The sequence below is a fragment of the Brachybacterium horti genome, assembly GCF_054777615.1.
This window is the reverse complement of sequence record NZ_BAAHAM010000003.1, coordinates 330,865-349,314: the sequence shown is the minus strand read 5'-3', so window position 1 is coordinate 349,314 and position 18,450 is coordinate 330,865. Positions and strand designations below refer to the sequence as shown.

General features: G+C 72.5%; 16 protein-coding genes. 11 read left to right on the top strand and 5 right to left on the bottom strand.

Annotated features, from left to right (window positions below):
• Positions 1-38 precede the first annotated feature (38 nt).
• The 10 genes from ACYVAP_RS10985 (at position 39) to ACYVAP_RS10940 (ending at position 12,600) form a co-directional block, all read left to right on the top strand.
• Positions 39-2,645: an asparagine synthase-related protein gene (locus tag ACYVAP_RS10985; protein WP_498860663.1), complete on the top strand. Its 2,607-nt coding sequence runs from the start codon at positions 39-41 to the stop codon at positions 2,643-2,645.
• A 131-nt stretch (positions 2,646-2,776) separates the two neighbouring features.
• Positions 2,777-3,715, top strand: coding sequence for a 4-hydroxy-tetrahydrodipicolinate synthase (gene dapA, locus ACYVAP_RS10980; protein ID WP_264450649.1), 939 nt, complete (start codon positions 2,777-2,779; stop codon positions 3,713-3,715).
• Entirely contained in the window at positions 3,712-5,406 is a 1,695-nt protein-coding gene (locus ACYVAP_RS10975; RefSeq protein WP_264450647.1) for a ribonuclease J, read from the top strand. The genes dapA and ACYVAP_RS10975 overlap by 4 nt, the downstream gene beginning before the upstream one ends.
• 270 nt (positions 5,407-5,676) lie before the next feature.
• A complete protein-coding gene (locus ACYVAP_RS10970) occupies positions 5,677-8,487 on the top strand; it encodes an FtsK/SpoIIIE family DNA translocase (RefSeq protein WP_498860662.1) in 2,811 nt (936 codons plus the stop codon).
• A 61-nt stretch (positions 8,488-8,548) separates the two neighbouring features.
• Positions 8,549-9,136 (top strand): CDP-alcohol phosphatidyltransferase family protein, encoded by a 588-nt coding sequence (gene pgsA, locus ACYVAP_RS10965; RefSeq protein WP_498860661.1) that lies wholly within the window; start codon positions 8,549-8,551, stop codon positions 9,134-9,136.
• A gap of 4 nt (positions 9,137-9,140) precedes the next feature.
• A complete protein-coding gene (locus ACYVAP_RS10960) occupies positions 9,141-9,653 on the top strand; it encodes a CinA family protein (protein ID WP_137771251.1) in 513 nt (170 codons plus the stop codon).
• Between the two features lie 272 nt (positions 9,654-9,925).
• On the top strand, positions 9,926-10,225 hold the full coding sequence (locus ACYVAP_RS10955) for a helix-turn-helix domain-containing protein (RefSeq protein WP_103384859.1): 300 nt from the start codon (positions 9,926-9,928) through the stop codon (positions 10,223-10,225).
• A 1-nt stretch (position 10,226) separates the two neighbouring features.
• On the top strand, positions 10,227-10,451 hold the full coding sequence (locus ACYVAP_RS10950) for a DUF3046 domain-containing protein (RefSeq protein ID WP_137771250.1): 225 nt from the start codon (positions 10,227-10,229) through the stop codon (positions 10,449-10,451).
• 373 nt (positions 10,452-10,824) lie between these two features.
• Positions 10,825-11,862, top strand: coding sequence for a recombinase RecA (gene recA, locus ACYVAP_RS10945; RefSeq protein ID WP_498860936.1), 1,038 nt, complete (start codon positions 10,825-10,827; stop codon positions 11,860-11,862).
• A gap of 3 nt (positions 11,863-11,865) precedes the next feature.
• Entirely contained in the window at positions 11,866-12,600 is a 735-nt protein-coding gene (locus tag ACYVAP_RS10940) for a regulatory protein RecX (protein WP_498860660.1), read from the top strand.
• A 107-nt stretch (positions 12,601-12,707) separates the two neighbouring features.
• Here the strand turns inward: ACYVAP_RS10940 and ACYVAP_RS10935 are convergent, their stop codons facing one another.
• From ACYVAP_RS10935 to ACYVAP_RS10920, 4 genes are all read right to left on the bottom strand, one after another.
• Positions 12,708-13,574, bottom strand: a complete 867-nt coding sequence (locus ACYVAP_RS10935; protein WP_498860659.1) for an amino acid ABC transporter permease — start codon at positions 13,572-13,574, stop codon at positions 12,708-12,710.
• Positions 13,571-14,218, bottom strand: coding sequence for an amino acid ABC transporter permease (locus tag ACYVAP_RS10930; RefSeq protein ID WP_498860658.1), 648 nt, complete (start codon positions 14,216-14,218; stop codon positions 13,571-13,573). The genes ACYVAP_RS10935 and ACYVAP_RS10930 overlap by 4 nt, the downstream gene beginning before the upstream one ends.
• 138 nt (positions 14,219-14,356) lie before the next feature.
• The gene (locus tag ACYVAP_RS10925; protein WP_137771245.1) at positions 14,357-15,232 is read right to left on the bottom strand and encodes a glutamate ABC transporter substrate-binding protein; all 876 of its coding nucleotides are present in this window, start codon (positions 15,230-15,232) and stop codon (positions 14,357-14,359) included.
• Positions 15,233-15,265: 33 nt separating this feature from the next.
• Positions 15,266-16,048: an amino acid ABC transporter ATP-binding protein gene (locus tag ACYVAP_RS10920; protein WP_264451200.1), complete on the bottom strand. Its 783-nt coding sequence runs from the start codon at positions 16,046-16,048 to the stop codon at positions 15,266-15,268.
• 175 nt (positions 16,049-16,223) lie between these two features.
• On the opposite strand from ACYVAP_RS10920, the gene miaB reads away from it, so the two are divergent.
• Complete coding sequence (gene miaB / locus ACYVAP_RS10915) at positions 16,224-17,777, top strand: tRNA (N6-isopentenyl adenosine(37)-C2)-methylthiotransferase MiaB (protein ID WP_498860935.1); 1,554 nt, start codon at positions 16,224-16,226, stop codon at positions 17,775-17,777.
• A 68-nt stretch (positions 17,778-17,845) separates the two neighbouring features.
• Here miaB and ACYVAP_RS10910 read toward each other — a convergent pair whose 3' ends face one another.
• Positions 17,846-18,331, bottom strand: a complete 486-nt coding sequence (locus tag ACYVAP_RS10910; RefSeq protein WP_498860657.1) for a YbjN domain-containing protein — start codon at positions 18,329-18,331, stop codon at positions 17,846-17,848.
• Between the last annotated feature and the right edge of the window lie 119 nt (positions 18,332-18,450).

Genomic DNA, 18,450 nt, shown 5'->3' with positions numbered 1-18,450 from the left:
CTCCGCGCTCCGGTCGTCCCCCACGGAAGGACTCGTCCATGAGCGGAATCTCCGGCAGCCACGGATCCGGCGCCGACCACGACGCGATCGCCGCACGCCTCGGAGCGGCGCTCGCGGCACCTGCCGGGGGAGAGGTCGTCGACCGCTCCGTGCCCGGCGGCGCGCTGACCCTCGTGGGGCCCGGCATCGGCGGCGCGCGGAGCGAGGCGATCGGCCGCGTGCTGCTGGCCGACGGCCTCACGGACGCCGCCGCCGCCGCGCTGCTGGACTCGCTGGGCGACGACCTCGCCGGCCTCGACCTCGCCGCGATCGAGCAGCCCTACGCCCTCGCGCTCCACGACGAGGCCACCGGCACGCTCCTGCTCGCGCGCGACGGGCTCGGACGCGCACCGCTGTACTGGTGGACGGATGCCGCGCAGGAGCACCTGCTGTTCGCCTCCCGGATCGACGCGCTGCTGGACGCCGGGCCCGTGCCCGCGCGACCCGACGAGCGCACGATCCACCGCTTCCTCCTCGACGGCGTCGCGGACACCGACGAGCGCACCTTCGTCGAGGGGATCCACCGCCTGCTGCCGGGGCAGGTGCTGCGTCACGGGCCGGACGGGCTCTCGCTCTCCGAGGCCGCCCCGCTCGCCGAGGAGCTCCAGGGGATCGCCGCCGCCCCGGGCCGACCTCTCGACGACGCGGCCGTCGCCGAGGCGTCGAGCCTGCTCGCCGCTTCCGTGCGCCGCGCCGCGACCGCCGGGGACGCGATCGCCCTGACCGGGGACCTCGGCTCGCTCGCCGTCGCGGCCGCCGCCCCCGAGGGCGTCCGCGCGGTCGCCGCGACGCGCCCGAGCGGCTCCGTGCCCTCCGCCGTCACCGCGCTGCACGCCGCCTGCGGCCGTGACATGGAGCTGATCACCGCCCGGGACTCCCAGGACGACCTGCTCGCGGACCTCGACGAGCTCACGGCCGCCCTCGGCGAGCCGGTGCCCTCCGCCCGCGCGCACACCGCCCTCACCCTTGCCCGCTCCGCCCGCGAGGCCGGCGCCGGCGCGCTCGTGGACGGCGTCGGCGCGGAGCAGCTGCTCCCCTCGAGCGCCGCCCACCAGGTGTCCGGCCTGCGCCGGCTCCGCGCCGGCCGCCGGATCGGTGACCTCGCCCAGGGCGCCCTCGCCTCCCGCGGCGCGCTCCTCGGCGCCGCCCGGGGCGCCCTCGCCCCGCGGGCCGAGGTGCCCACCGAGGCCCTGCTCGCGAACGCCTTCGTCGCCTCCCACCGCAGCGAGCGGCGCGCCGCTCCCGCGAGCCTCCGCGCGGCCCTCGTCGAGGAGGTGCTGCACGGCGACCTCCCGGTGGCCCTGCGCGCCTCGCGCGCGGCCGCCGACCACGAGGGTCTGCGCAGCGCCTCGCCGCTCGTCGACGCCGGACTGCTGCGACTGCTCGCCTCCCTCGACGACGCGTCCCTGCTGCGCGCCGCGCGCGACGGCTCCCTGCTGCGCTCGGTGCTCTCTGGGCTCGCTCCCGGGGCCGATCTCCCCGCCCGGCCCGAGGCCGCCGTCCTGGACGAGCACGCCTGGATCGTCCGCCATGCCGACGACGTGCGCGAGATCCTCGCCTCCGAGTCCTTCGCCGCGCGGCCGTACGTGGACGCGCGCAGCGTGCTCGCCTTCTTCGAGGACGTCGCCGCCCACCCCGAGCACCACCGCAGCGAGCAGATCTGGCGACTCCTCTCCCTCGAGCTGTGGCTGCGCGCCGTCATCGACCCGCGCACCGCAGCGGGGACCGAGGAGCAGGCCGACCCCGAGACCGCGGGGGAGGAGCTCGACCCCGACGCGATCGAGGCCGCCAAGGCCGATCACGAGCCGAACCCCGGCAAGCGCCTCGACCTCGTCTCCGAGACCGACGGGCACACCTGGCGCCGACTGCCCCTGCAGACGGAGCTCGTGGGCCGCGGCGACGACCTCGACGCGATCGTGCGCGAGCGGGTGGAGCGCTTCGCCGCGTCGGTGCCCGCCGGGACGGTCCCCGAGGGTGCCCCCTGGTACTACGTGATCAGCGAGAAGATCGTCGCGATCACCCAGGGCCGGTCCTGGTACACCTGGGAGATCCACCCGCGCCCCTCGGCGAAGGTGCTCAGCCGCTTCGTGACGCGCACCCCGGCCGGCATCGGCCTCGGTGACCCCACCACGATGGAGCTCGCGATCCGCGAGGTCGGTCTCCCGCGGGTGCTCATGGCCTCCGCGGCGGGCGCCGCCGGCAAGCTGCTGCGCCGCCGCGGCGTGTTCTACGAGGTCGTCGGTGACAACGTGCGGGCCATCGACGGCCCCACGCCGTACTCCGCCTTCCCCTCGAACGTCTCCGCGAAGCTCCCGCCGAAGGACCCCGACGTGGTCGCGGCGCGGCTCTCCGCGGCGATCCGCGCCGCGGACATCCCCGCGGCCCTGCGCGAGAGCTTCCGCGGCACGGTCGTCATGGACGCCAACGACATCGGCCGCAACGTGCTGGGCAGCGACGTGTCCACACCGAAGGCGGACCTCGAGGCGACCTTCGCGGACAACCCGCTGGGCCAGGGCCGACAGCGCACACCGATGGCGATCCTCGTGGACCGGGGCAAGCAGCCCGGCGATGGGACCGCGCCCGCTCCCGCCGCGCCGAGGGGCTGAGCGCCCACCGCTGGACTAGGCTCGGGCAGCAGCGCCCGCCCCGCACCGATCGACATCCGCGCCGGACGCACGCCCGGCGCCCACCGCCACCTCTGACCGGCCCCGCCGGCCGCCCCTCCCGGGAGGAGACCATGACCACCTCCGACACGCGCCCCGCCCGCCCCTTCGGCGCCGTGGGCACCGCGATGGTGACCCCCTTCAGCGCGGACGGCCGCGCCCTGGACCTCGACGCCGCGTCCGCCCTCGCCGCGCACCTCGTCGAGCACGGCCACGACCAGATCGTCGTCTCCGGCACCACGGGCGAGTCGCCGACCGTCTCCGACCGGGAGAAGATCGAGCTGGCGAAGGCCGTGCGCGCGGCCGTCGGCCCGGAGGTCAGCATCGTCGCCGGGGTCGGCAGCAACGACACCGTCCACTCGATCGAGCTCGCGCGGGCCCATGCGGACCTCGGCCTCGACGGGCTTCTCGTGGTCTCCCCGTACTACTCCAAGCCCTCCCAGGCCGGCATCCTCGCGCACGTGCGCGCCGTCGCGGACGCGACGGACCTGCCGGTCATGCTGTACGACATCCCCGGTCGCACCGGGGTCCCCTTCTCCCGCGACACCCTCCTCGCCCTCGGCGAGCACGAGCGGATCGTCGCGGTCAAGGACGCCAAGGGCGATCTGCTCGAGGCGTCCCTGGTGATGGCGCAGACCGGCCTCGCCTACTACTCGGGCGAGGACGCGCTGAACCTCCCGTGGCTCGCCATCGGCGCCGCGGGCATCGTCTCCGTCGTCGGCCAGGTGGCCGGTGACCTCGAGCGGGCGATGATCGACGCCGTGGACCGCGGCGACATCGTCGCGGCCCGGGCGGCGAGCACGTCCCTCGCCCCGCTGGTCGAGGCGATCATGACCCGCATGCCGGGCGTCGTCGCCGCGAAGCATGCCCTGCACCTGCAGGGCGTCCTGCCCCATGCCGCCCTGCGCGGCCCCCATGTCCCCGCCGACGACGACCAGGTGCGCGCCCTGGCCGCTGCCCTCGACGCCGCCGTCGGCATCCCCCCACTGGATCCCTCTCGGAGGCCCGAATGAGCACTGCCTACTCCCACCGGCTGAACCAGCCGCCCAAGCTGAAGAAGGACACCATGCGGGTCATCCCGCTCGGTGGCCTGGGCGACGTCGGCCGCAACATGACCGTCTTCGAGTACCAGGGGCGGCTGCTCGTGGTCGACTGCGGCGTCCTCTTCCCCGAGGACGCCCAGCCCGGTGTGGACCTGATCCTCCCGGACTTCGACGTCATCTCCGACCGTCTCGACGACATCTCCGCGATCATCCTCACCCACGGGCACGAGGACCACATCGGCGCGGTCCCCTATCTCCTGCGGCAGAAGCCGGACATCCCTCTCGTGGGCAGCCAGCTCACGCTCGCCTTCATCGAGGCGAAGCTCAAGGAGCACCGCATCACGCCCTACACCTTCGCGGTGAAGGAGGGGCAGAAGGAGTCCTTCGGCCCCTTCGACTGCGAGTTCGTGGCCGTGAACCACTCGATCCCGGACGCGCTCGCGGTGCACATCGCGACCGGCGCCGGCACCGTGCTGCACACGGGCGACTTCAAGATGGACCAGCTGCCGCTCGACGGCCGCATCACCGACCTGCGCGCCTTCGCGCGGCTCGGCGAGGCCGGGGTGGACCTGTTCATGACGGACTCCACGAACGCGGAGGTCCCCGGGTTCACGCTCGGCGAGCAGGAGATCGGCCCGGTCCTGAACCAGATCTTCGGGCGTGCACGGCAGAAGATCGTCGTCGCCTCCTTCTCGAGCCATGTCCATCGTGTGCAGCAGGTGCTCGACGCCGCCGCCGCGCACGGCCGCAAGGTCGCCTTCGTGGGCCGCTCGATGGTGCGCAACATGGGCATCGCCGCGGACATGGGCTACCTCGACGTCCCGGACAACACGCTCGTGGACGTCCGCAAGATCGACAACCTGCCCGACGACAAGGTCGTGCTCATGTGCACCGGCTCGCAGGGCGAGCCGATGGCCGCCCTCGGCCGGATCGCGAACCGCGACCACCGTGTGAGCGTGGGCCCGGGCGACGTCGTCGTCCTCGCCTCCTCGCTCATCCCGGGCAACGAGAACGCGGTGTTCCGCATCATCAACGGCCTCATGGCGCTCGGCGCCGAGGTCGTGCACAAGAGCAACGCGAAGGTCCACACCTCGGGCCACGCGAGCGCGGGCGAGCTGCTGTACTGCTACAACATCGTGCGGCCGAAGAACGTCATGCCGGTCCACGGCGAGGTGCGCCACCTCATCGCGAACGGGCGGATCGCCGAGTCGACGGGCGTCGCCCCCGAGCGCGTGATCCTCGCGAAGGACGGCCACGTCGTCGACCTCAAGGACGGCGTCGCGAAGGTCGTGGGCGAGGTGCCCAACGGCTACGTCTACGTCGACGGCTCGAGCGTGGGCGAGATCTCCGAGGCCGATCTCAAGGACCGTCGCATCCTCGGCGACGAGGGCTTCATCTCCCTGTTCGCGGTCGTCAACTCCGAGACGGGCGCGCTCATCGCGGGCCCGGAGATCCACGCGCGCGGCGTGGCGGAGGACGACGAGGTCTTCGAGCGGATCCGCCCGGAGATCGTCAAGGCCCTCGAGCAGGCCGTCGCGGACCAGACCAACCGTCGTGACACGCATCAGCTGCAGCAGGTCATGCGCCGGGTCGTGGGCCGCTACGTCTCGCAGCGGCTGCGCCGCAAGCCGATGATCATCCCGATCGTGGTCGAAGCCTGATCGACGTACTGCGAGGTACGAGCGGTAGGAGATCAGGCAGGTCGAGCAGAGCGTAGGAGGTCGACGGGTCCGCTCTGCTGCGGCCCCGTCGGTGATGTCACCGCCCCGCCCTCCCGGGTCCCGGGAGGGTGGGGCGGTAGTCTGTGAGGCATGGCGACACGTACGTCTTCCCCCGCACGTGCGTCGAAAGGCTCCTCGCGGACCGCATCCGCCGGCACGTCCCGGACGTCCGGCGCCGCGGCCTCCGACCCCTCGACGCTTCCCCTGCCGGTGCGCGCAGTGCGCTCCGGCTACCTCGGCACGGCCCGGATGGTCGGCGGCGTGGTCCGCTCGATCGGCGTGGCCCGCTGGGAGGTGCCGCCGGAGCTCCGCCGTGACGGCTACGCCCTGGTGCTCCTGCTCATCGCGGTGCTCGTCGCCGTCGTCGAGTGGTGGAGCGCCGAGGGCCCCGTCCTCGGCGCCGTGCACACGGTCGTCGCGGGCACCTTCGGCATCGCCTCGATGGTGATCCCGCTGCTGGCGCTCGGCTGGTCGCTGCGCATGTTCCGCCGCCCGGACCACGTCCGCGCGAACACGCGCATCGTGCTCGGTGTCGCCCTGCTGCTCACGGCGATCGCCGCGATCTCCGCGGTCTCGGCGCGGCTGCCCGCCCCGGCGGACGGCGTCGACGCCCTCGCCCGCGGCGGCGGCGTGCTCGGCTACCTGGCCGCGGCGCCGCTCATCGCGCTGCTGCCGCCGGTCGCGGTCGTCGTCCTGTACTCCGTGCTCATCTTCTTCGGCGTGCTCGTCCTCACGGCGACGCCGGTCGAGGCGATCCCCTCGCGCCTGCGCGGGGTCTACGACGTGCTCGTCGGCCGCAGCGCCGAGGAGGACGAGGAGCGCGCCGCCTTCGGCCTGCGCCCCCGCCGCGTCGATCCGGAGGTCCACGAGCAGCCCACGACCGCGCAGGCCGCGGGCCGCACGCGCCGCCGCTCCCGCAAGGAGAAGGACGCCGAGGAGCAGGCGCGGATCGAGGCCGAGCGCGACCACGACGGCTTCGGCTACGCGGGCGACGAGGCCTTCGAGCAGGGCGTCGCCGAGGAGAAGGCCGCCGCCGGCAGCAGGCGCAAGCGCCGCGGCGGCAAGGCCCCGAAGGACTCCACCGAGGTCTTCGACGTGGTCGAGGAGGAGAACCAGCGCACGAAGTCGTTCCCGAGCGGCAGCGCCGACGACGGGGCCCCTCGGGCCGGGGAGTCCGGCCGCAAGGTCCCCACGAGCGCTGCGGAGAAGGTCGCCGCCGCGGCGGCCGCGCCGGTCGCCCCGGCGCGCTCGGCCACGGCGGAGGCTCCGGAGGCCCAGGAGCCCGACCTCGTGCACCCGCCGATGGGTGATCTGCCCCGGGCGGGGGAGCAGCTCGAGCTCGCCGGCGACATCGTCTACACGCTCCCCGAGTCGACCTTCCTGCTCGAGGGCCCGCCCCACAAGACGCGCTCCGAGGCGAACGACCACGTCGTCGCCGCGCTCGGCGAGGTCTTCGAGCAGTTCAACGTCAACGCCGAGGTCGTGGGCTTCACCCGCGGTCCGACGGTCACGCGCTACGAGGTGGAGCTCGCCCCGGGCACCAAGGTCGAGAAGGTCACGGCCCTCGACAAGAACATCTCCTACGCCGTCGCCAGCGCCGACGTCCGCATCCTCTCGCCGATCCCCGGCAAGAAGGCCATCGGCATCGAGATCCCCAATGCGGACCGCGAGACGGTCGCGCTCGGCGACGTGCTGCGCAGCCAGGTCGCCCACCGCAACGAGCACCCGCTCGTGATGGGCGTCGGCAAGGACGTCGAGGGCGGCTACGTGGTCGCGAACCTCGCGAAGATGCCCCACCTGCTCGTCGCGGGCGCCACCGGCGCCGGCAAGTCGAGCTTCGTGAACTCCATGATCACCTCGATCCTCATGCGCGCCACGCCGGAGGAGGTCCGGATGGTGCTCGTGGACCCCAAGCGCGTGGAGCTCACGATCTACGAGGGCATCCCGCACCTCATCACCCCGATCATCACGAACCCGAAGAAGGCCGCGGAGGCCCTCGAGTGGGTCGTGCGGGAGATGGACGCGCGCTACGACGACCTCGCGGCGTTCGGGTACAAGCACATCGACGACTTCAACAAGGCCGTCCGCTCCGGGGAGCTCACCGTGCCCCCGGGCAGCGAGCGCAAGATCGCGCCGTACCCGTACCTGCTGGTCGTGGTCGACGAGCTCGCGGACCTCATGATGGTCGCCCCGCGGGACGTGGAGGCGTCGATCCAGCGGATCACGCAGCTCGCGCGCGCCGCCGGCATCCACCTGATCCTCGCGACCCAGCGTCCGTCGGTGGACGTCGTCACCGGCATCATCAAGGCGAACGTGCCCAGCCGGCTCGCCTTCGCGACCTCGTCGCTGCAGGACTCCCGCGTCATCCTGGACACCCCGGGTGCGGAGAAGCTCATCGGTCAGGGCGACGCCCTGTTCCACCCGATGGGCAAGTCCAAGCCGATGCGCGTCCAGGGCGCGTGGGTCAACGAGTCGGAGATCCACAAGGTCGTCGACCACGTCAAGAACCAGATGAAGCCGACGTACCGCGAGGACGTCGTCGTCGCGACGACGAAGAAGAAGGTCGACGACGACATCGGCGACGATCTCGAGGTGCTGCTGCAGGCGGCGGAGCTCGTGGTCACCACGCAGTTCGGCTCGACCTCCATGCTCCAGCGCAAGATGCGGGTGGGCTTCGCGAAGGCGGGCCGGCTCATGGATCTGCTCGAGTCCCGCGAGATCGTGGGCCCGTCGGAGGGCTCCAAGGCGCGTGACGTGCTCGTGCACCCGGACGATCTCGCCGGCGCGCTCGCCCGCATCCGCGGCGAGGACGAGCCCTCCGCGGCCGGCGGGGGCTCCGAGCCCTACGACGACGGCGCCGCCGAGGTCGGGACCGAGGAGCCGGGTCGCGCCGGCGAGGGCGGTGGGGACCGCTACGGCTCGGACCCGCTCTCGCACGAGGACGCGGACGTCGCGACCGACTACTACGACGACGCGGACGACTCCGAGACCGAGGACGCCTGGCAGCTGACCGGCCGCTGAGCATCCTCCCGTCCCTCCTGTCCCACCCCACCCGCCCGCACCTCGACCTCCCGGAGCAGCCATGACCACCCCCGCCGCGCCCGTCCCGCTGTGGAACATCGCCAACATCCTCACGATGGTGCGGTGCGTGATGGTGCCCGTCTTCGTCGTGGTCGCCGCGCTCTACCCCGAGTCGGTGGGCGGCCGCTCGCTCGCGGCGGCGATCTTCGTGGTCGCGATGATCACCGACTTCCTGGACGGGTACCTCGCCCGGAGCCGGAACCTCATCACGGACTTCGGCAAGATCGTGGACCCGATCGCGGACAAGGCGATGACCGGCGCCGCCTTCGTCATGCTGTCGGTCTGGGACTACGTCCCGTGGTGGATGACGATCCTGATCCTGGTGCGCGAGTTCGGCATCACGATCATGCGCTTCACGATCCTCAAGTACGGGGCGCTCCCCGCGAACATGGCGGGCAAGGCGAAGACGATGATGCAGTCCATCGCGATCACCTTCTGCCTGCTGCCCTTCGAGCTGCTGTGGTCGCCCTCCCGCTGGATCGGGCTCACGCTCGTGACGATCGCCTTCGTGCTGACGATCTGGTCGGGTCTGGTGAACCTCAAGGACGGCCTGCGCCTGCGCCGCGAGGCGCTCGAGAGCGGGGCCTGATCCCATGTCGACGCCTCGCACGGACGCCGGGTCGGTTCCCGGTGCGGACGTCATCGCGGTCATCGATGCGGCGCGCGCCCAGGGCGTGCAGCTCGCCACGGCGGAGTCGCTCACCGCGGGGGCGGTCGTCGCCCGGCTGGTGGACGTGCCGGGTGCGAGCGCGGTCGTCGCCGGGGGAGCGGCCACCTACTCCTACGCGGCGAAGTCGCGGGTGCTCGCCGTGGACCCGGCGGAGCTCTCCGCCCGCGGCGCCGTCAGCGCGGAGGTCGCGCGGGAGATGGCGGCGGGAGCGCTCGAGCTCTTCGCCGCTGATCTCGCCGTCGCGACCACCGGTGTGGCCGGCCCGGGCGCGGACGAGCGCGGGGTCGGGGCGGGGACCGTGTGGATCGGTCTGGCGCGTCGCGGCTCCGCACCGGTGGCGGAGCTGGTGATGCTCGACGGAGATCGGCCGACGGTGCGCGCCGCGGCGGTGGACGCCGCGATCGCCGCTCTCGCGGGGGCGCTCGGCCTGGGCTGACCGTTCGTCCGGACCCGCCGCGCGCCCGATCGACCCCGATCCGGCACGACCGCTCCGCGGGCGCCGATGTCACGATCGTCCACATGCAGGGGTATTCCCAGGGGGCGTGGGAGCTCGCCCACTACACTCTGGGGAACACTCGACGGGGCAGCGACGTTGTGGAGATCGTGATGACTTCCATGACACCGATGACCCCGATCGCCCGGACCGCTTCCGCGAAGCCGGCTCCGGGAGTGCTGACCGTGCATGACGCGAAGAAGGGAGGCAAGGCCATGGTCCTGTTCCGCCAGGAGCTCGGGGACGTCCTCCGCGACGCCCGCCGCTCCCAGGGTCGCACCCTGCGACAGGTGTCCTCCGATGCCCGGGTCTCGCTGGGCTACCTCAGCGAGATCGAGCGCGGGCAGAAGGAGGCCTCGAGCGAGCTGCTGCACTCGGTGACCGACGCGCTCGGCCTCCCGCTGTCCTTCGTGCTGCGTGAGGTCTCCGACCGCATCGCGGTGGCCGAGGGGGTCGCGGTGCCGGACACGGTCCCCGCCGAGCTCTCCGACGAGCCGCTGGTCGGCGCCCACTGAGGTGCGGCGCAGCGAGTTCGCCGAGCTGGCCGATCACGTGTTCGGGCCGACGTTGGCGCGCACCTACACCCGGGACCTCGTGCTCGAGGAGGTCGGCGGTCTGACCGCCGAGCAGGCCCTCGAGGCGGGGCGTCCCGTGCGCGCGGTCTGGACCGCGCTGTGCGATGCGATGGACGTGCCCGAGGGCTCCCGCTGGGAGGTGCCGCCGGCGGTCCGCCGGCGCTGAGCGGCAGGAGCGGCGCGGCACCGTCCTCCCGCTCCTCGGCGCCGCACCGGCACGGGGAGCGGCCCGGTCCCGCCGTGAGCGCGGGGACCCACCCGGCGACACGCCGCCGCCGCTGTTCGCTTCGAACGAGTGTTCGGGTATCGTGAGGCCCGACGGTTCCCGCCACCGTCGTCGTTCCTCCCCATGGCACCTCGGTCCACAGGTCGCCACGAGGGGCACGGCGTTTGTCCGGCGGCCCGCCTACTGTGGCCGCAACGGTCACGCCGCCGGCCCCCGGCCACTCGGAAGGAAAGCCCCCATGGCAGTTCAGAAGTCCGCACCGAAGTCCGCATCCAAGGATCGCGGCACCTCCCTCGACAACGCCCTCGCACAGATCGACCGTCAGTTCGGCAAGGGCTCGATCATGCGCCTGGGCGACGACACCCGCCCTCCGGTCGAGGTCATCCCGACCGGCGCGGTCGCGCTGGACGCCGCCCTCGGCATCGGCGGCCTGCCCCGTGGTCGCATCGTGGAGATCTACGGCCCGGAGTCCTCGGGCAAGACGACCGTGGCGCTCCATGCGGTCGCGAACGCCCAGCGCAACGGCGGCATCGCCGCCTTCATCGACGCCGAGCACGCCCTGGACCCGGAGTACGCGAAGAAGCTCGGCGTGGACACCGACGCCCTGCTCGTCTCCCAGCCGGACACGGGTGAGCAGGCCCTCGAGATCACGGACATGCTGATCCGCTCCGGCGCCCTCGACATCGTGGTCATCGACTCCGTCGCGGCGCTCGTGCCGAAGGCGGAGATCGAGGGCGAGATGGGCGACTCGCACGTCGGCCTCCAGGCCCGCCTCATGTCCCAGGCGCTGCGCAAGCTCACCGGCGCGCTCGCCGCCTCCGGCACCACCGCGATCTTCATCAACCAGCTCCGCGAGAAGATCGGCGTGTTCTTCGGCAGCCCGGAGACCACCACGGGCGGCAAGGCGCTGAAGTTCTACGCCTCGGTGCGCATGGACATTCGCCGCATCGAGACCCTCAAGCAGGGCCAGGACGCGGTCGGCAACCGCACGCGCGTCAAGGTCGTGAAGAACAAGATGGCCCCGCCCTTCAAGCAGGCCGAGTTCGACATCCTCTACGGCGAGGGCATCTCCCGCGAGGGCGGGCTCATCGACCTCGGTGTGGAGCACGGCGTGGTCCGCAAGTCCGGCGCCTGGTTCACCTACGAGGGTGATCAGCTGGGCCAGGGCAAGGAGAACGCCCGCCAGTTCCTCAAGGACAACACGGACCTCGCCGCGGAGATCGAGGAGAAGATCCTGCGCACGCTGGGCGTGGGCAAGTACGCGACGGAGCAGGCTCCCGCGGAGGATCTGGACGCGGAGCTCCCCGGCGAGGGCGACTTCCTCGACGAGGACGTCCCCGCCGCCATCTGATCGATGCCCCTGTCCACCGAGCACGACGGGCACGGCGCCCCGGAGCAGCAGGATCCGCGCGGGTCCGCTCCTGGCGACGTGCCCGTCGCGCTGTCCCCGGCCGGCGCGCCGGCGCGTGAGCGCTCGGCGGTCCAGGAACGGCTGGCGCGTCGCACGCAGGAGATCCTCGAGCGCCCCCGGCCCGAGCAGGATCCCGACCGCGCCGAGCGCGAGAAGGCGGTCATGCGCGAGTGCCGGTACCTCATGCGGCTGCTGGCCACGCGCCGCCGCTCCCGCGGGGAGATGCTCGAGCGCCTTGAGCGCCGTGAGGTCCCCGGGTCCGTCGCGCACGAGGTGATGGCCCGCATCGAGCGGGCGGACCTCGTGGACGACCGCGACTTCGCCCACGAATGGGTGCGTCAGCGACGGGAGCTGCGCAGCCTGGGGGACCGGGCCCTGCGACGGGAGCTCGAGCAGCGCCACGTCGACGGGGAGCTCATCGAGGAGGCGCTCCGCGCCGGCGGCGCGGGCCGAGGTCCCGAGGGGGACCCGGTGAGCGGCGAGGAGGAGCGCTGTCGGGAGCTCGTGCGCTCCCGGCTCGGGGAGCGGGATCTCGAGCGGCTCGCCGCCGATCGCGACGGCAGCCAGCGACGACGCCTGTCCCGCCGGCTCGATGCCCTGCTCACCCGCAAGGGCTACCCGGGGGACCTCGCCGTGCAGGTCATCTCGAGCGAGCTGCGCCGCGCCTCCGGCCGCTGAGCCCGCCGTGCCCGCGGGGCAAGCCGGCCGCTGAACCCGCGGAGCACCGGACCCGCGGGGCCCGCTGATCCTGCGGAGCGGCTACTGGAGTCCCGGATGCCGCCGGCTCAGGCCTCGACGGTCGGCGTGCCCACCACGACGGGCGCACGGCGCCGCCGGCCGCTGCGTCGCTGCGCCCACACCGCGAGCCGCGAGAGCAGCACGTTCAGCGACACGTACACCGCCGCGCCCACGGTGAGCAGGGGCAGCAGGTACGAGGCGTTCGTGAGGGCGTCGGCCACCCGGCTGATCGACCGCAGCAGCTCCGCGTAGGAGACGATGTAGCCCAGCGAGGAGTCCTTGACGAGCACCACACCCTGCGCGATGAGGGAGGGCAGCATCATCCGCACCGCCTGCGGCAGCTGCACGTCACGGTAGGTGAGGGCGGGCCCCATGCCGAGGGACTCCGCGGCCTCCGTCTGCCCTCGGGGAAGGGCGGCGATGCCGGCGCGCAGGATCTCGGCGAAGACCGCCGCGTTGTACATGACCAGACCGAAGACGACCGCCATGAGCGGCGTCGAGCCGGGGATCACGAGGATCGCGAAGAACATCATGAGCACCACGGGCAGTCCGCGGCACACCTCGATGACGCCGATCGCGAGCCAGCGCACCGGGAGCAGGCGTGAGGTGCGCAGGGACACGAGCACCACGGCGAGCACGGCGGCGAGCGGGAGGGCGATGACCGCGGCGAGCAGGGTGGCTCCGAGGCCACGGAACACCGCCTGCCACACGTGCTTCGTCTCGTAGCCGGCGAAGTTCATCGGCACGTCCCACAGCACGCGCCAGCGGTCGTCGAACACGCCGTTCGCGGCGAGGCGGGAGACGGCGACCGCGGCCGCGGCGAGGACCACCACGGTGAGCACCACCGAGATGATGCGGCTGCGCCGGCGCTCGGCGGGGCCGGCGACGTCGTACAGGACGGGTCCGCTGCTCATCGGGCGAACGCCACCTTCCGTTCGATGCCCGCGGCGAGACGCCCCAGGGGGATGCAGATGATCAGGTAGCACAGGGCGACGCCCGCGAGGATGCCCAGCACGTCACCGGAGTGGACGTTGGTCAGGCGCCGGGACATGGCGAACAGCTCGAGCACGCTGAAGGCTCCCGCGACGGAGGTGTTCTTCACGAGGGCGATGAACACGTTGATGAGCGGCGGGATCGCGGTGCGGAAGGCCTGCGGGAGCACGACGATCGCGAGGTTCTGACCGAAGGACATGCCGAGCGAGCGGGCCGCCTCCGCCTGGCCGACCCCGACCGAGTTGATGCCCGAGCGCACCGCCTCCGCGACGAAGGCGGAGGTGTAGGAGCTCAGCGCGATGATCGCCGCCGCCTTGTACTCGAGCGTGAAGCCCATCGACGGGGTCACGAAGACGTAGAAGAAGAAGACGATCGTGAGCGGGGTGTTTCGCAGGAACTCCGTGTAGAGCGTCGCGACGGTGCGCAGGGGCAGGTAGGGGGAGACGCGGAGGCCCGCGACGACCGTGCCGACGACGAGCGCGATCGCACCGGAGACGGCGGCGAGCATCAGCGTGGTGCTGAACGCCTGCCACAGCAGGTCGTGCTCGAGCAGGAGGCTGCGCATGCGGGGGCTCCTCGGGGCGGGAAGGGGCGCCGGTCAGGTCACGAGGACCGGGCCGGCGCCCGGGACGATGGCGGTGAGGAGGGGGTGACGCGGGCGGGCGCCGGCGCCGGGCGGGCGCGCGGGGCCGCCCGGGCGGCCTCAGTAGCGGTCGATCTCCGGCGGGTCCGGGGTGGGCAGCACCGCGCCGGCGGTCTCCTCCCAGGCCTTGGCCCAGCTGCCGTCGTCGTAGGCGGCCTGGAGGGTGTCGTTGACGAAGGTGCGGAAGTCGTCGTCGCCCTTCTTCAGGCCGATGCCGTAGGGCTCCTCGGTGAAGGTGGCGCCGTCACCCACGAGCTTGAGCTCCTCCTTGTTCGCGGCGACGAAGCCCGCGAGGATCACGTTGTCCGTGGTGACGGCGTCGACCTGGCCGTTGGTGAGCGCCGTGACGCAGTTGGAGTAGGTGTCGAAGGTCGAGAGCTCCGCCTCGGGGTGGTTGTCGGTCATGTACTGCGCGGGGGTGGAGCCCTCCACGGAGGCGACCTTCTTTCCCTCGAGGGTGTCCTCGCCGGTGATGTCCTCGTTGTCCTTCGTGACCATGAGCGCCTGGCCGGCCACGTAGTAGGGGCCCGCGAAGTCCACGACCTCCTTGCGGGTGTCGTTGATCGTGTAGGTCGCGACGACGAGGTCGACCTTGCCGTTCTCGATGAAGGGCTCGCGGTTCGCGGAGACCGTCTCGACCCATTCGATGGACTTCTTCTCGATGCCGAGGGCGGCGGCGATCAGCGTGCCGATCTCGACGTCGAAGCCGGCGGGGGTGCCGTCCGGCCCGGCCTGCCCGAACAGCGGCTGGTCGAACTTGGTGCCGATGGTGATCTTGCCGGCGTCGGCGAGCTTCTTCATGGTCGAGCCGTCGGCGAAGGTGGCGTCCTCGGCGACCGCGGGCTCGTCGGAGGAGGACCCGCCGCAGGCGGCGAGGGCGATCGCGGCGGCGAGTCCGGCGCCGCCGGTGAGGAGGAGTCGTCGGCTGGTGGTCATGGCATGCTCCTTGGCGGTCGGGAGGGGGGGTAATCAGTGCTGCAGGATCTTCGCGAGGAAGTCCTGGGCGCGCTCGGTGCGGGGCTGGGCGAAGAACTCCTCCGGCGGGGCGACCTCGAGGATCCGCCCGGCGTCCATGAAGACGACGCGATCTGCGGTGCGGCGGGCGAAGCCCATCTCGTGGGTCACGACGATCATGGTCATGCCGTCCTTCGCGAGCCCCGTCATGACCTCGATGACCTCGTTGATCATCTCGGGGTCGAGGGCGGAGGTGGGCTCGTCGAAGAGCATGACCTTGGGGGCCATGGCGAGGGATCGGGCGATCGCGACGCGCTGCTGCTGGCCGCCGGAGAGCTGGGCGGGGAGCTTCTGCGCCTGGTCGGCGACGCCCACGCGCTCCAGCAGCTCCATGGCCCGCGCCTCCGCCTCCTTGCGGGGCACCTTCTTCACCTTGATCGGGGCGACGGTGACGTTCTCGAGCACCGTCTTGTGGGCGAAGAGGTTGAAGGACTGGAACACCATGCCGACCTCGGAGCGCAGCCGCGCGAGGCCGGGGCCGGAGGTGGGCAGCGGCTCGCCGTCGATGCGGATCTCGCCCTCGTCGATCGTCTCGAGCCGGTTGATGGTGCGGCACAGCGTCGACTTGCCCGAGCCGGAGGGGCCGAGCACCACGACCACCTCGCCGGCGGCGACGCTCAGGTCGACGTCCTTCAGCACGTGGAGGTCGCCGAAGTGCTTCTGGACGCCCTCCATCGCGACGAGGGGGCGTGCGCCCGGGCTCCCGGCAGGCGGGAGCGCGGATGTGGTCTGGGTCATGTCCTGCACCGTAGACCGCTCCGCGGAGGGCCGCCGGGCGGACCGGGGACCGTCACCCCATCGTGACCTGCGCCGGCCCCGGCCGCGGGCGTGATCTCCCTCCGAACCCGCCCGTCGGCGCGCCGTCGACCCGCGCCGGGCGCCCCGCCCGCCGTACCCTGGGACCACCATGAGCATGCAGCAGATCGACCCGGCGCCGCGCGGCACCTATCAGGTGCGCACCTTCGGCTGCCAGATGAACGTCCACGACTCCGAGCGCCTGACCGGGCTCCTCGAGGAGGCCGGCTACGCGGCCGCTCCCGCCGATGCCGACGCCCAGCGCGGGGAGGTCGACGTCGTCGTCTTCAACACCTGCGCGGTGCGCGAGAACGCGGACAACAAGCTCTACGGCAACCTCGGCGCGCTGCGCCCCGCGAAGCGCGCGAACCCCCGCATGCGGATCGCCGTGGGCGGCTGCCTCGCCCAGAAGGACCGCTCGAGCATCGTGGACCGCGCCCCCTGGGTGGACGTCGTCTTCGGCACCCACAACATCGGTGCCCTGCCCACGCTGCTGGACCGTGCCGCGCACCGCCGCGAGGCGCAGGTGGAGATCCTCGAGTCCCTCGACGTCTTCCCCTCGACCCTGCCCACGCGCCGCGAGTCCTCCTACGCCGCCTGGGTCTCGATCTCCGTGGGCTGCAACAACACCTGCACCTTCTGCATCGTCCCCTCGCTGCGCGGCACCGAGAAGGACCGCCGGCCCGGGGACGTGCTCGCCGAGGTGCGCGACGTCGTCGAGGCGGGTGCCGTCGAGGTGACCCTCCTGGGGCAGAACGTGAACTCCTACGGCGTCGAGTTCGGGGACCGAGGCGCCTTCGCGAAGCTCCTGCGCGCGTGCGGGGACGTCGAGGGCCTCGAGCGGGTCCGCTTCACCTCGCCCCATCCGGCGATGTTCACCGACGACGTCATCGACGCGATGGCGGAGACCCCCAACGTCATGCCGCAGCTGCACATGCCGCTGCAGTCCGGCTCCGACGACGTCCTGCGCCGCATGCGCCGCTCCTACCGCAGCCGGAGATTCCTCGGGATCCTCGAGCGGGTCCGGGACCGCATCCCGGAGGCCGCCATCACGACGGACATCATCGTCGGCTTCCCCGGGGAGACGGAGGAGGACTTCGCGCGCACCCTCGAGGTCGTCGAGGAGAGCCGCTTCGCGAGCGCCTTCACCTTCCAGTACTCGATCCGCCCCGGGACGCCCGCCGCGACCATGGAGGACCAGGTCCCCAAGGAGGTCGTCCAGGAGCGCTACGAGCGTCTCGTCGCTCTCCAGGACCGCATCACCTTCGAGGAGAACCGCACCCGCGAGGGCAAGGTCGTCGAGGTGCTCGTCGCCGAGGGCGAGGGGGACCGCGACGCGGAGACCCATCGCCTCTCCGGCCGCTCCCGCGACCATCGGCTCGTGCACCTCGCGCTGCCGTCGGACCTCCCCGAGGCGCAGCGCCCGCGCCCCGGGGACATGGTCACGACGACGATCACCCGCGCGGCGCCCTTCTACCTGCTCGCGGACTCCGCCCTCGAGGCCCCGCTCGCGCAGCTGACCCCGGAGCAGTTCTCGGTGCGCCGCACCCGCTCGGGGGACCTCTGGGAGCAGGGCGCCCTGGGGCTCGACGCGACCTGCGGCACGGGCCACGGCGGCGGGGGAGCGGGCGGGCCGGTCACCCTGGGCATGCCCTCCCTGCGCCGCGGCTGACGCCACCCCGGACGTGAGGACGGCCGGCACCCCGCGGGGTGCCGGCCGTCGTCATGCGTGGTGCGGGATCAGCCGTCGAGGTCGTCGAGCTCGGCGCCGAGGCGGTCCTCGAGGCTGTGGAAGAAGGCGATGACGGTGCTCAGCCCGCAGGTGAGCGCGCTGTCGACCTGGGCGTCGAGGGCGCCGGCGCGGAAGTCCGCGGCGAGCTCGCCGTAGACGCCGAGCAGGCCCTCGGACTCACGCCGCACGTAGACCTTGGGCCACACGCGGTTCATGTTCCACTCGTTGCAGAGCTTGATCATCTGCACCTTGCGGGACATGTCCACGCTGTGGTTCCAGCGCCCGCGGGTCTGCAGGACGCCGTGGTCCTCGCCGCTGAGCATGAACTGGAAGCGGTAGTCGTCGAAGCGCGCCCGGAGGATCTCGGGATGCGCCTCGTCCTCCACATAGGCGTAGCCGTGGCGGGTCAGCGCCTGCTGCACCCGCTGCAGGGACATCGGCGTCAGGCCCTCGGTCGAGTCCGCCAGCAGGCGGTCCTCGTTCGCGGTAGTCACGTGCACCTCGGTGGTCTCGCTCGGGAACGGTGGAGCCCCGGTGCCGGGGCGGGCCTCACCCTACCCCGTCCCCCGGGAGAAGGCCCGGCCGCCCGACGTGATCCCGCTGACCCCTCGGC